The organism is Neisseria sp. HMSC070F02 (assembly GCF_001814225.1).
Lineage (GTDB): Bacteria > Pseudomonadota > Gammaproteobacteria > Burkholderiales > Neisseriaceae > Neisseria > Neisseria meningitidis.
In genome coordinates this window covers 1-14098 of the sequence record NZ_KV815375.1, presented here as the reverse complement: position 1 = coordinate 14098, position 14098 = coordinate 1, and the positions used below count along the sequence as shown (strand labels likewise).

Genomic DNA, 14098 nt, shown 5'->3' with positions numbered 1-14098 from the left:
TTTGGATGAAACAGGATTTGACCGCTACCTGTTCCGTCCCTATGCCCGCAGCCTGAAAGGGCAAATAGTGAAAGCGCAGATAAGTGGAAAAAGATATAGTGGATTAAATTTAAATCAGGACAAGGCGACGAAGCCGCAGACAGTACAGATGGTACGGAACCGACTCACTTGGTGCTTCAGCACCTTAGAGAATCGTTCTCTTTGAGCTAAGGCGAGCCAACGATGTATCGGTTTAAATTTAATTCACTATAAAAACGACAAAAACGCAAAAGCCGCCGACATTCCCGCATCCAAGTTTCAGTCAATCAGATAACCTTGGATTTCTTTGGTTTTCGCATTGATTTCTCTGGTACGGCAGTCAGATTGTGCCACGCCGTATTCGTCGCCGTCGGCGCATTTGGCATTCAAACCGTTTTGTCAGTTGCGGTACTCGGGCATGACGGTTTCGGCAATATCGGCGGGCAGTGCCTGAACCGCGCTGTTCAGAGCCGCTTTGGCAGTTCTTTCTTGTCCGCTTCCCTGGCCATTTCGTCGATAAGGGCTTTTTTACGGTTGTGCAGCTCTTCCAAGCGTGCTTCGGTTTCCGCCGTTTTGCATGCCAGTTCGCTGAATTTTATGCCGTTTGGCGTTTCACCTTCAGCTTTCGCATTGTTGGCACAGATTTTATCCATCCCGCTTTTCCATGTTTTCTGTGAGGCTTGCAGCTTATTCTGTACGGTTTGAGGCAATCCTTTCCAGAATTGCTCGAACTCGCTGCGCGACAGCTTGTAGCGTTCTTCCCATTCGGATACGCGGTCGACTTCCTGCTCCCGACCCAATGCCTCCTGCGCCGCCGCTTCTTCTGCCGCTTCAAGTTCTTCGTTCCTTTGTTTCGCTTTGTCCAACGGCTCTTTAATCAGTGCCATAGCTGCGGAACATATATGTTTAAATTTATGCAAACCATCATATCGGGATTGCACACGCTCTGCAAGTTTACCGACGGTTTTCCTGTTCGATAAAAATGCCGTTTGAAACGGTCGGCGTTCAGACGGCATTTTTCCGCAGGTTTTATTTGCGGTTGGTCTGCAGGTAGAGGTTGATCAGGCGTTCGGTCGAACTGTCGTGCTTTTGCGGCCCGGTTTCGCCGGTCAGTTCGCCCAAAATGGTTTTAGCCAGTTGTTTGCCGAGTTCCACGCCCCACTGGTCGAAGCTGTTGATGCCCCAAATGATGCCTTGTACGAAGGTTTTGTGTTCGTACATGGCAATCAGGCTGCCCATATTGCGCGGGTTGACCTTGTCCATGAGAATGAGGTTGGTCGGGCGGTTGCCGGAGAAGGTTTTGTGCGGGACCAGCTCTTCGATGCGCGCCTCATCCATACCCTGCGCTTTGAGTTCGGCACGGACTTCGTCGGGGGTTTTGCCGCGCATAAAGGCTTCTGCTTGTGCAAAGACGTTGGCAAGCAGGATTTCGTGGTGTCCGGGCAGGTTGCTGCGTTTTTCAAGTGAGGCAATCAGGTCGATGGGGGTAATGTGCGTGCCTTGGTGCAGCAGTTGGAAGAAGGCGTGCTGGCCGTTAATGCCCGTTTCGCCCCAGATAATCGGCGAGGTTTCGTGTCCGACTGCTTTGCCGTCCAACGTAACCTGTTTGCCGTTACTTTCCATATCGAGCTGCTGGATGAATTTGGGCAGGCGGTGCAAATGTTGGTCGTAAGGCGCGATGACGTGGCTGCCGCCGCCGTAGTAGTTGATATACCAGATGCCGATGAGGGCGAGAATGACGGGCAGGTTGCGCTCGAGCGGTGTGTTGATGAAGTGTTGGTCCATCAGGTGCGCGCCGTTGAGCATTTCGATGAAGTTTTCTTCGCCGAGATACAGCATAATCGGCAATCCGATGGCGGACCACAGGCTGTACCGACCGCCGACCCAATCCCAAAATTCAAACATATTGGCGGTGTCGATGCCGAATTCGGCGACGGCTTTTTGATTGGTGGAAACGGCGGCGAAGTGTTTGGCAACGGCTTCTTCGTCGCCCGCATGATTCAAAAACCATTCGCGCGCGGTCAGCGCGTTGGTCAGCGTTTCCTGCGTGGTAAATGTTTTGGAGGCGATGATGAACAGCGTGGTTTCGGGGTGGACTTTGGACAATACGTCGCGCAGTTGCGAGCCGTCCACGTTGGAGACGAAGTGCATATTGAGGCGCGGATGACCGAAAGGTTTGAGCGCGGTACACATCATCAGCGGGCCCAAATCCGATCCGCCGATGCCGATGTTGACAACGTCGGTAATGACTTGGTTGGTATAGCCCAGCCAGCTTCCGCTGCGGACTTCGTGTGCAAATTCGCCCATACGTTGCAAAACGCGGTTGACTTTGGGCATCACATCTTCACCGTCAACCACAATCGGCGAATTGGTGCGGTTGCGAAGGGCGACATGCAGGACGGCGCGGTTTTCGGTGGTATTGATTTTTTCGCCGTGGAACATCTGCCGCATCCGCTCCGGCACGCCTGCTTCTCGGGCAAGCTCGAACAAAAGCGACATGGTTTCGTCGTTGATGCGGTTTTTGGAGTAGTCCAGCGTCAGTCCGCCGACTTGCAGCCAGTAGCGTTCCGCACGCTGCGGGTCTTGCTCGAACATTTCGCGCATATGCAATGTTTTGCTGTCGTCAAAGTGGTTCCACAATTTCGACCATGCGGGTAAGTCGTGAAGGTGTTTCATCTATATGCTCCTGAATGAGGTTTTTTGTTGTGGGATGAAAAGGCTGCCGGAAACTGCCGCAAGCCGCCGACGACCGTTGTTCGGCATTTCAGACGGCATTTGTGGGATGCCGTCTGAAGGTCAATCTTTGTCGTAATCGATGTGCTTGTTGTGTATGCTTTTTTTGCTTTTCTGCAATTGCAGGCTGGCAGCATCGCCCAAGCGCAGGGCAAGTCCGATGGCGAGAATGTCGATGACGGCAAGCTGCAAGAGGCGGGAAACCATGGGCGTGTAGAGTTCGGCATTTTCCTGTGTGGCAACGCTCAACACGCAGTCGGCAAGTTGCGCCAGAGGCGAATCGTTGCGGGTCAGTGCGATGACAGACGCGCCGTTTTCTTTGGCGATGCTGACCGCATCCAAAAGTTCGATAGACGAACCCGTGTTGGAAATGGCAACCAAAACATCCTGATCGCTCAAAACAGATGCCGCCATCAGCTGCGTGTGCGTATCGACATAGGCGACGGTGGACATGCCGAAACGGAAAAATTTATGCTGCGCGTCCTGTGCCACAATGCCGGAATTGCCGACACCGTAAAACTCGACGCGACGGGCGTGCATCAGCGTGGCAATGGCGTTTTCCAGCTCCGACTCTTTCAGGAAGCGGCGTTCGCCCAACAGCGAGGCGGCGGCATTGCCCAACACTTTCTCGACCACGCTTGCCATATCGTCGTCGGCGTTGAGTTCTTCGTGGACATAGGGCATACCCTCATGACCGATGCTGGCGGACAAGGCGAGCTTGAACTCGGGCAGCCCTTTATAACCCAAGCTGCGGCAGAATCGGATGACGGTCGGCTGGCTGACGGACGCACGTTCGGCAATTTCGGCAACGGCGGCATGGACGAACCATTTGGGTTCCGCCAATGCACATTCGGCGACTTTGCGTTCCGCACCGGAAAGGTTTGCCAGTGATTCGCTGATTTTGCTTAACATAATGATATGCCCTTCGATAATGCAGCCCCGCTGCAAGGAGCCGCTGTGGTTAAACGTTTCTCAAATGGTTGTCGAGAGCCGCAGCCGCACCGGAAATTCCGGGAAACTCGCTCAAGACGACATACACGGGAATCGCGGCAAGATATGCTTCAAACCTGCCCTTGTTCTCGAAACGGCTGCGGAACGGGGAAGTTTTGAAATATTCCAACACGCGGGGAATAATGCCGCCGCACAGGTACACGCCGCCGCGCGCGCCCAGCGTCAGGGCGAGGTTGGAAGCAACCGTGCCGAGCATGGCGCAGAAGATGTCCAAAGTCTGACGGCACAAAGGCGACGCGCCGCTCAAAGCCTTTTCCGTGATTTCAGACGGCATCAGTTTGGCGGGTTTGGCTTTCTGTTTTGCAGCCAAAGCCTCGTAAACCAAGCTCAAGCCCGCGCCGCTCAAAAAGCGTTCGGCGGAAACATGGCCGTATTTGTTTTTGGCGTACTGCCAAATCAGCACTTCCATATCGTCAAACGGCGGGAAACTGGTATGCCCGCCCTCGCCCGCCAAAGCCACCCAGCCTGCGTGGCTGTGCACCAATCCGCTCACGCCCAGGCCGGTACCGGGGCCGATAACGGCTTTGGGGGCAAATTCGACAGGCTTTTGCCCGCCTACCTGCATCAGGTCTTTGCTTGAAGTCTGCGTTACCGCCAATGCCTGCGCGGTAAAGTCGTTCAAAAGGATGAGGGTGTCCAGCCCCAAAGTCTGACGGGTGGTTTCGATGGAAAACGCCCAATGGTGGTTGGTCATCTGCACCCAGTCGCCCAAAATCGGGTTGGCGATGGCAAATGCCGCGTGCCGTACGGCTGTTGCACCGCTTTGATTCAGATAGGCACGCACCGCATCGGTAACCGTATCGTAGTCTTTACACGGAAGCACGGCGGCTTTTTCAATGACGCGCGGCGCGGTTTCCAGCGCAAAGCGTGCATTCGTCCCGCCGATATCGGCGACCAGTCGGGGATATCCGGCTTGTTTATTCGGCGTAGAAGACATGGCAGTTCACTCCTTGATGGTTCAAAACGAGGTTGATCGGATATTCGCGGTTTTCGCCTTGTGCGGCTTGGTCGAACACGGCTTTTTTCTCTTCGCCCCGTATCGCCAAAAACACATGCCCCGTATGGGCAATCGCATCCAAGGTCATACTGACGCGCTCGTGCGGCGCGGTAACGGGCGTGGTATGCACCAGCGCGACACCTGCCGAACCGTCGATTGCCGTCTGAAACTGCGGAGCTTTCGGGAAAATCGAAGCCGTATGCCCGTCGTTTCCCATACCCAAAACCAAAACATCGGGCTGTTTGTAATGTTTCAGTGCATAATCGACAACAGCATCGGGATGTAATTCGGTTTCAGTTTTTCCGTCTTCCACCATAGGAATCCACATTGCCGCTTCCGCTTTGTTCTTCAACAGGTATTCGCGCACCAAACCGGTATTGCTGTCGGCGTGGACGGTCGGCACGATGCGTTCATCTGCCAAGGTGATGCCGACGTTTTTCCAATCCAAATCTTTTTGCGACAGGGCGTTGAAAAATGCAATCGGCGAACGTCCGCCGGAAACTGCCAACACCGCACCGCCCTTCTCGTCCAGTGCGCCCTGCAAAGCATCCGCCACTGCGTCAGCCAAAGACTGCGCCGCTTCTGCCGCATTTTCGTATTCGTGCCAAACAAACATATTTGTGTCCTTTTTTTATTTCAGACGGCATATTCCGTTATGGAAACGGGTTGAGCAATATGTCGGCCGAACAGTTGTTTATGCTTTTGATACCAAATATCGGGACTGCTTTTTTTTTATAGTGGATTAAATTTAAACCAGTACAGCGTTGCCTCGCCTTGCCGTACTATCTGTACTGTCTGCGGCTTCGGTCGCCTTGTCCTGATTTTTGTTAATCCACTATACTGCTTTACTTACGTTCAGACGGCATTTCAAACCCCATGCCGTCTGAACGCATTATTGTATTACTGCTCTTCGTGCCACTTGTGTCCGTCGCGCGCCAATAGTTCGCGCGCGGCTTCAGGCCCCCACGAGTGTGCGCCGTAGCCGTGCGGCGGCGTGGTGTTATTTGTCCAGTTTTCCAAAATCGGCATCACATATTCCCACGCGGCTTCGAGTTCGTCGCGGCGGTTGAACAAAGCGAGTTTGCCGTTAATCACATCCAGCAGCAGGCGCTCGTAAGCTTCCGCGCGGCGGCCTTCCAATGCTTTGCCCAAATCGGTTGCCAGCGGCACGGTTTCGACCTTATTTCCTGCCCCCGGGGTTTTCATCTGCGTATAGAGGCGCACGGATTCATATGGTTGCAACTCGATAACGAGCCGGTTGGGCGCGGTGCGGCTGCCTTCAAAAATATGGCTGTTCAAATCTTTGAAGTTCAAAACGATTTCCGCCACTTTGCCCGCCATGCGTTTGCCGGTACGCAGGTAGAAGGGAACGCCCTTCCAGCGTTCGTTTTCGATTTCGGCTTTAATGGCGACGTAGGTTTCGGTAAAGCTGTCTTGCGGAACGTTGATTTCTTCAAGATAGCCGTTCATGCCTCTGGCGGCGGTATATTGTCCGCGCACGACGTTTTCATTGACAGACTCGACGGTCAGCGGCTTCAATGACTTGATGACTTTGACTTTTTCATCGCGCACCGCGTCGGCATCCAAGCTGGCGGGGGCTTCCATCGCAGTCATGCACAGCATCTGCATCAAATGGTTTTGCACCATATCGCGCAACGCGCCGGTAATGTCGTAAAACTCGCCGCGCTCTTCCACACCGAGCTGTTCGGCGATGGTCAACTGCACGCTTTCGATGTATTTATTGTTCCACAGCGGCTCGAACATTACATTGGCAAAACGCAGCGCAAGCAGGTTTTGCAGGCTTTCTTTGCCAAGGTAGTGGTCGATGCGGTAAATTTGCCCTTCTTTGAAATAACGCGCAACATCGGTATTGATTTGCTGGGAAGAAGCCAAATCCGTACCCAACGGTTTTTCCAAAACCACACGCACGTTGTCGGCGTTCAAACCGATTTTGGCAAGGTTTTCACATGTTTGCGCGAAGAATTTCGGCGCGGTGGAAAGATAGATGACGACATTGTCGGTTTCTTTGCGCGCTTTGACCAAATCGCCCAAAGCGGCAAAATCGTCCGGCTGCGTAACATCGACTTTGAGATATGCGAGACGTTCGACAAACGATGCCCAAGCCTCATCGGAAAAATTTTCTTTCACATGGATTTTGGAACTGGTTTCCACCTTCGCCAGAAAACCTTCGGTATCCAACTCGCTGCGGCTGACCCCCAAAATACGCCCTTCGGGATGAAGCAGACCGGCAACATGCGCCTGGTACAGACAGGGCAACAGCTTGCGCATCGCCAAATCGCCGGTCGCACCGAACAACACCAAATCAAAATTTGTTTGTGTACTCATCGTATTATCTCGTCAGGAAAGAATTTTTCGATGCCGTTTGAAACCTGTTTTCCCCATCACGCTGCATCGCAATATCGGAAACAAAGGCAGGTGGCATAATGAGTAGTAATACTACACACCGCTACACTTTTTGTCTATTCCCATTTTTACAATTTATTTGACCTAGTCCAAAAATCGGGCAGGTTTCCCCTATTCCGTTACAACAATCGAAAGATTCTACGATTTAAATCAAATTTCTTTTCAATGCCTGATTTTTTTGTAACAAAATTACAAATTTTGTACTATAATAACACCCGCTTCCCACTTTCAGACGGCATACCTTTGAAAATATAGTGGATTAAATTTAAATCAGGACAAGGCGACGAAGCCGCAGACAGTACAGATGGTACGGAACCGACTCACTTGGTGCTTCAGCACCTTAGAGAATCGTTCTCTTTGAGCTAAGGCGAGGCAACGCCGTACTGGTTTAAAGTTAATCCACTATAGTGAGGTTTTCAGACGACCCCTTGTAAGGTTTGAAAGGTCGTCTGAAACGCCAAATGCCCCACACCCAATACAAAAAATCAGAAACGCACAAACAAATCCCCAATACCCCCCGTTCCGACAGGAGACCGACCGTGAACACTACTCCTATCCACTCCAAACTCGCCGAAATCACCGGGCGCATTATTGAACGCAGCCGTCCGACGCGTGAAAAATATCTGGCGAAGATCCGCAGTGCCAAACAAATGGGACGCTTAGAGCGCAACCAGCTCGGCTGCAGCAACTTGGCACACGGCTATGCTGCCATGCCTAAAAGTATCAAAATCGAAATGCTTCAGGAAACCGTCCCCAACTTAGGCATCATCACCGCCTACAACGACATGGTTTCCGCACACCAGCCGTTTAAAGACTTCCCTGACCAAATCAAAGACGAAGCGCAGAAAAACGGCGCGACCGCCCAAGTCGCCGGCGGCACGCCCGCCATGTGCGACGGCATCACGCAAGGCTACGCCGGCATGGAACTGTCGCTGTTCTCCCGCGACGTGATTGCCATGAGTACCGCCGTCGGGCTGTCGCATCAAATGTTTGACGGCAGCCTGTTTATGGGCGTATGCGACAAAATCGTTCCGGGTTTGATGATAGGCGCGCTTTCGTTCGGTCATATTCCGGGTATCTTCGTCCCCGCAGGCCCGATGTCCAGCGGTATCGGCAACAAAGAAAAAGCCCGCACCCGCCAGCTTTTCGCCGAAGGCAAGGTCGGACGCAACGAACTTTTGAAAAGCGAAATGGGTTCTTACCACAGCCCGGGCACCTGCACTTTCTACGGCACGGCAAACTCCAACCAAATGATGATGGAAATGATGGGCGTGCACCTGCCTGCCGCCGCCTTCGTCCACCCTTACACCGACCTGCGCGAAGCGCTGACTCGCTACGCCGCCGGACACCTCGCGCGCGGCATCAAAAACGGCACGATTAAACCTTTGGGCGAAATGTTGACCGAAAAATCCTTTATCAACGCCTTGATTGGCCTGATGGCAACCGGCGGTTCGACCAACCACACCATGCACCTCGTCGCTATGGCGCGTGCGGCCGGCGTGATTTTGAACTGGGACGACTTCGACGAAATTTCCTCCATCATCCCACTACTCATCCGCGTTTATCCGAACGGCAAGGCCGACGTGAATCACTTTACCGCAGCGGGCGGACTGCCTTTCGTTATCCGCGAATTGCTGAATGCAGGCCTGTTGCACGACGATGTCGATACCGTCGTCGGACACGGTATGCGCCACTACACCAAAGAGCCTTTCCTCATCGACGGCAAACTCGAATGGCGCGAAGCCCCCGAAACCAGCGGCAACGACGACATCCTGCGTAAAGCTGACAACCCGTTCTCCCCCGACGGCGGTCTGCGCCTGATGAAAGGCAACATCGGACGTGGCGTGATTAAAGTGTCCGCCGTGCGCGAAGGCTGCCGCATTATTGAAGCGCCTGCCATCGTGTTCAACGACCAACGCGAAGTGTTGGCTGCGTTTGAACGCGGCGAGTTGGAACGCGATTTTGTGTGCGTCGTCCGCTACCAAGGCCCGCGTGCCAACGGTATGCCCGAATTGCACAAACTGACCCCGCCTTTGGGCATCCTGCAAGACCGCGGCTTCAAAGTGGCACTGCTGACCGACGGTCGTATGTCCGGCGCATCCGGCAAAGTTCCGGCCTCCATCCACATGACGCCCGAAGCCCTGATGGGCGGCAACATCGCCAAAATCCGTACCGGCGACCTGATCCGCTTCGACTCCGTTAGCGGCGAACTCAACGTCCTGATTAACGAAACCGAATGGAATGCCCGCGAAGTCGAAAGCATCGACTTGGGCGCGAACCAACAAGGCTGCGGCCGCGAACTTTTCGCCAACTTCCGCAGCATGACCAGCAGCGCCGAAACCGGCGCGATGAGCTTCGGCGGCGAATTTGCCTGATGCGCGTTTCAGACGGCCTTTTCAGACCGAAGGCCGTCTGAAAAATTATTCAAGTGTTTTAAGATAGACGTAGGTTGGATTCTCGAATCCGACACAGCCGTCCAAGATGTCGGTTTCTTGAATCCGACCTACGACCTGTCCCATCTTAATAAAATACCCCATTCCACCCGGAGAACCGAAATGTCCAAACTGACCCCCCGCGAAATTTTGACCGCCGGCGCAGTTGTGCCGGTAATGGCGATTGACGACTTAAGCACCGCCATCGATTTGTCCCACGCCCTTGTCGAAGGCGGCATCCCTACCCTCGAAATCACCCTGCGCACCCCTGTCGGCCTCGATGCCATCCGCCTGATTACCAAAGAAGTGCCCAACGCCATCGTCGGCGCAGGTACGGTAACCAATCCCGAACAGCTTAAAGCCGTCGAAGACGCAGGCGCGGTTTTCGCCATCAGCCCGGGGCTGCATGAATCCCTCGCCAAAGCCGGCCGCAACAGCGGCATCCCCCTGATTCCCGGTGTTGCCACCCCGGGCGAAATCCAACTGGCTTTGGAACACGGCATCGACACCCTCAAACTCTTCCCTGCCGAAGTCGTTGGCGGCAAAGCCATGCTCAAAGCCCTGTACGGCCCTTACGCCGATGTTCGCTTCTGCCCGACAGGCGGCATCAGCCTCGCCACCGCGCCCGATTACTTGGCACTGCCCAACGTCCTGTGCGTCGGCGGCTCATGGCTGACGCCGAAAGAAGCCGTGAAAAACAAAGACTGGGACACCATCACCCGTCTCGCCAAAGAAGCGGCGGCATTGAAACCCAAAGCCTGAACCGCATCGTAAAAATGCCGTCTGAAGCCCTTTCCAGTCTCAGACGGCATTTTGCCGCTTGGCGGCGCAGTCGGCATACACGGCAGCACCACTCCGACATACTGCCCCTAAAATGCCCATCCGCCTTCCGCATAATAAAAATAACGTTCAGTTCATTCGACAGCAGCCGGACAGCCCATACTACGCGGCTGAAAAAATGCCGTCTGAAACGCATTCAGACGGCATCCGCTTAAAAAACAACTGATTCAACGCCGATTAATCCGCTTCCAAAACCACTTTCATCGCTTGATTTTCGGCGGCGTGTTTGAACACGTCGTAGGCTTTTTCCAATTCGCTGAATTTGAAACGGTGGGTCAACATTTTGGTGTAATCGACGGAGCTGCTGGAAATTGCCTTCATCAGCATTTCGGTGGTATTGGCGTTTACCAGGCCGGTAGTGATGGCAAGCTTTTTAATCCACAGTTTTTCCAGTTTGAAATCAACGGATTGACCGTGTACGCCGACAACGGCGATATGGCCGCCGGGTTTCACGATGTCTTGGCACATATTCCAAGTTGCAGGGATACCGACCGCTTCGATGGCACAATCTACGCCGTCTTCGCCGACGATGGCGAAAACTTGTTTGGAGACGTCGCCGGAAGCGGGGCTGATGGTATGGGTCGCGCCCAACTCTTTCGCCAGTTTCAAACGGTTTTCGTCCATATCGCACACGATAATGGCGGCGGGGCTATACAGTTGGGCGGTCAACAAGGCGGACATACCGACAGGAGCGGCACCTGCGATGAATACGGTGTCGCCGGGTTTGACATCGCCGTATTGCACGCCGATTTCGTGTGCGGTCGGCAAAGCGTCGCTCAACAACAGGGCGACTTCTTCGTTGACGTTGTCGGGCAGCGGCACGAGGCTGTTGTCGGCATAAGGCGTGCGGACGTATTCTGCCTGCGTGCCGTCAATCATGTAGCCCAAAATCCAGCCGCCGTTGCGGCAATGCGAATAAAGTTGGATTTTGCAGTTGTCGCAAGTACAGCATTTGCTGACGCATGAAATAATGACTTTATCGCCGACTTTGATGTTTTTTACAGCATCGCCGACTTCTTCTACAATACCGATGCCTTCATGACCGAGAATACGACCGTCGGCGACTTCGGGTTTTTTTGCCTTTCCAAATACCCAAATCGGTACCGCAAATCGTGGTTTTGACGATTTTCACCACCGCATCGGTCGGATCGATAATCTGCGGACGGGGTTTTTCTTCAAAACGGATGTCGTTTGCGCCGTGATAAACCATTGCTTTCATGCTGATACTCCTTGCTTGTTGATAAATAATTTCAATACCGCAATAAAGTTTCTTTATATGAGTTATATGCCCCTACAAAAAATAAGTCAATAAGAATTATTTTCACAATGTTATACAATAACATACCGTTTTAAATATAAATAAAACCACCGATTGATATTAATGAACACACCCATCCCCTTCTCCGAACGGCTCATCCGCTGGCAAAAACAACACGGTCGCCACCACCTCCCTTGGCAGGTCAAAAACCCTTATTGCGTCTGGCTTTCCGAAATCATGCTCCAGCAAACGCAAGTCGCCACCGTGTTGGACTACTATCCGCGCTTCTTAGAAAAATTCCCGACCGTTCAGACGCTTGCCGCCGCGCCGCAAGACGAAGTGTTGTCGTTGTGGGCGGGCTTGGGCTATTACAGCCGCGCGCGCAACCTGCACAAAGCCGCGCAACAAGTCGTCAGGCAATTCGGCGGCACGTTTCCGTCGGAGCGCAAAGACTTGGAAACCCTCTGCGGCGTAGGCAGAAGCACCGCCGCCGCCATTTGCGCCTTCTCCTTCAACCGCCGCGAAACCATTTTGGACGGCAACGTCAAACGCGTACTCTGCCGCGTGTTCGCCCGCGACGGCAATCCGCAGGACAAAAAATTTGAAAACTCGCTCTGGACACTTGCCGAAAGCCTGCTGCCGTCTGAAAACGCCGATATGCCTGCCTATACACAAGGTTTGATGGATTTGGGCGCGACCGTGTGCAAACGGACGAAACCCTTGTGCCACCAATGCCCGATGGCGGACATCTGCGAAGCGAAAAAGCAAAACCGCACCGCCGAGCTGCCGCGCAAAAAAACCGCCGCCGAAGTACCGACCCTGCCGCTTTACTGGCTGATTATCCGCAACCGGAACGGCGCGATTTTGCTGGAAAAACGCCCCGCCAAAGGCATTTGGGGCGGGCTGTATTGCGTGCCGTGTTTTGAAAGTTTGAACGGGCTTTCCGACTTTGCCGCCAAATTCTCCCTGACCATGGCAGATATGGACGAACAAACCGCCCTGACCCACCGGCTGACGCACCGGTTGCTGATGATTACGCCGTTTGAAGGACAAATGCCGTCTGAAAGCCCTTCAGACGGCATTTGGATAAAGCCGGCGCATTTGAAAGATTACGGTTTGCCCAAGCCTTTGGAAATTTATTTAAACGGTAATAGGTTAGAATAAACAAAATAAACCCATTGAACTGTTGTTTGCAGGTATCGCAGCAAGAACAACCGATGAATTTGGGTCGTATTTTAGGCGGCGGGATAATGTTCAAATGGGACATTTGGAACGGTAGAAGTCGGCAATTTAAAAAGGATTTAAAAAGCAAAGAAGGTCAAAAACATGAACACAAACTTAAATGACAAAGACAAAGCCATGGATACCGCAATCAGGTTTCAGAAAAGGATGAGGATTCCGAAATTTTTCTTTTTAATTCTCTGAATCACAATGGTTTTGGCATTTATCCAAGACGTGATAACGGGTTCTAATTTTCTGCAAATAACAATTAATGTAAAATTTTCGTAAAAATTTATCGGCTTTTAAAACAAAATTGACTAAAATAGTCGCGAGTTTTTACTGCAATAAAGGAGATTGCAATGAATATGAAAACCTTATTAGCACTAGCGGTTAGTGCAGTATGTTCAGTTGGTGTTGCGCAAGCACACGAGCATAATACGATACCTAAAGGTGCTTCTATTGAAGTGAAAGTGCAACAACTTGATCCAGTAAACGGTAACAAAGATGTGGGTACAGTGACTATTACTGAATCTAACTATGGTCTTGTGTTTACCCCTGATTTACAAGGATTAAGCGAAGGCTTACATGGTTTCCACATCCATGAAAACCCAAGCTGTGAGCCAAAAGAAAAAGAAGGTAAATTGACAGCTGGTTTAGGCGCAGGCGGTCACTGGGATCCTAAAGGTGCAAAACAACATGGTTACCCATGGCAAGATGATGCACACTTAGGTGATTTACCTGCATTAACTGTATTGCATGATGGCACAGCAACAAATCCTGTTTTAGCACCACGTCTTAAACATTTAGATGATGTTCGCGGTCACTCTATTATGATCCACACGGGTGGTGATAATCACTCCGATCATCCAGCTCCACTTGGCGGTGGCGGCCCACGTATGGCATGTGGCGTGATTAAATAATTCGATTGTTCGAAACGAAAAGTGCGGTAAATTTTGACCGCACTTTTTTGCTAGATATTTAGCATTTAATTCACGACTTCAGCAGTATAGTGAATTAAATTTAAACCAGTACGGCGTTGCCTCGCCCTAGCTCGAAGAGAACGATTCTCTAAAGGGCTGAAGCACCAAGTGAATCGATTCCGTACTATTTGAGACCTTTGCAAAATTCCCTTCCCTCCCGACAGCCGAAACCCAAACACAGGTT

11 protein-coding genes and 2 pseudogenes are annotated in these 14098 nt (G+C 52.3%); 6 read left to right on the top strand and 7 right to left on the bottom strand.

Annotation, left to right across the window (positions count from 1 at the left end; translation table 11 throughout):
* Positions 1–112 (top strand): annotated as a pseudogene (locus HMPREF2959_RS13160) (IS630 family transposase); the annotation flags it as partial.
* A 370-nt stretch (positions 113–482) separates the two neighbouring features.
* Here HMPREF2959_RS13160 and HMPREF2959_RS02795 read toward each other — a convergent pair.
* From HMPREF2959_RS02795 to zwf, 6 genes are all read right to left on the bottom strand, one after another.
* Complete coding sequence (locus HMPREF2959_RS02795; RefSeq protein ID WP_002235902.1) at positions 483–905, bottom strand: lysozyme inhibitor LprI family protein; 423 nt, start codon at positions 903–905, stop codon at positions 483–485.
* A 142-nt stretch (positions 906–1047) separates the two neighbouring features.
* Positions 1048–2694 carry a glucose-6-phosphate isomerase gene (gene pgi / locus HMPREF2959_RS02790; protein WP_002219109.1) on the bottom strand — a complete coding sequence of 549 codons (1647 nt, stop codon included), beginning with the start codon at positions 2692–2694 and terminating at the stop codon, positions 1048–1050.
* Positions 2695–2814: 120 nt separating this feature from the next.
* Positions 2815–3663: a DNA-binding transcriptional regulator HexR gene (gene hexR, locus HMPREF2959_RS02785; protein WP_002213148.1), complete on the bottom strand. Its 849-nt coding sequence runs from the start codon at positions 3661–3663 to the stop codon at positions 2815–2817.
* Positions 3664–3712: 49 nt separating this feature from the next.
* A complete protein-coding gene (locus tag HMPREF2959_RS02780) occupies positions 3713–4699 on the bottom strand; it encodes a glucokinase (protein ID WP_002216974.1) in 987 nt (328 codons plus the stop codon).
* A complete protein-coding gene (gene pgl, locus HMPREF2959_RS02775) occupies positions 4680–5375 on the bottom strand; it encodes a 6-phosphogluconolactonase (RefSeq protein WP_002213145.1) in 696 nt (231 codons plus the stop codon). Before pgl ends, HMPREF2959_RS02780 begins: the two co-directional genes overlap by 20 nt.
* 284 nt (positions 5376–5659) lie before the next feature.
* Positions 5660–7105, bottom strand: a complete 1446-nt coding sequence (gene zwf, locus HMPREF2959_RS02770) for a glucose-6-phosphate dehydrogenase (RefSeq protein WP_002243608.1) — start codon at positions 7103–7105, stop codon at positions 5660–5662.
* 617 nt (positions 7106–7722) lie between these two features.
* Between zwf and edd the strand changes: the two genes are divergently transcribed.
* From edd to HMPREF2959_RS10645, 3 genes are all read left to right on the top strand, one after another.
* Entirely contained in the window at positions 7723–9558 is a 1836-nt protein-coding gene (edd, locus tag HMPREF2959_RS02765) for a phosphogluconate dehydratase (RefSeq protein WP_002219107.1), read from the top strand.
* A gap of 180 nt (positions 9559–9738) precedes the next feature.
* On the top strand, positions 9739–10377 hold the full coding sequence (locus HMPREF2959_RS02760; RefSeq protein ID WP_070696379.1) for a bifunctional 4-hydroxy-2-oxoglutarate aldolase/2-dehydro-3-deoxy-phosphogluconate aldolase: 639 nt from the start codon (positions 9739–9741) through the stop codon (positions 10375–10377).
* A gap of 14 nt (positions 10378–10391) precedes the next feature.
* A complete protein-coding gene (locus HMPREF2959_RS10645; RefSeq protein WP_002213133.1) occupies positions 10392–10610 on the top strand; it encodes a hypothetical protein in 219 nt (72 codons plus the stop codon).
* A 22-nt stretch (positions 10611–10632) separates the two neighbouring features.
* Here HMPREF2959_RS10645 and HMPREF2959_RS02755 read toward each other — a convergent pair.
* Positions 10633–11674 (bottom strand): annotated as a pseudogene (locus HMPREF2959_RS02755) (zinc-dependent alcohol dehydrogenase family protein).
* 162 nt (positions 11675–11836) lie between these two features.
* On the opposite strand from HMPREF2959_RS02755, the gene mutY reads away from it, so the two are divergent.
* Together mutY and sodC are read left to right on the top strand one after the other, a co-directional pair.
* Positions 11837–12877, top strand: a complete 1041-nt coding sequence (mutY, locus tag HMPREF2959_RS02750) for an A/G-specific adenine glycosylase (protein ID WP_002219105.1) — start codon at positions 11837–11839, stop codon at positions 12875–12877.
* 416 nt (positions 12878–13293) lie between these two features.
* On the top strand, positions 13294–13854 hold the full coding sequence (gene sodC / locus HMPREF2959_RS02745; RefSeq protein ID WP_002216968.1) for a superoxide dismutase family protein: 561 nt from the start codon (positions 13294–13296) through the stop codon (positions 13852–13854).
* Positions 13855–14098 lie beyond the last annotated feature (244 nt).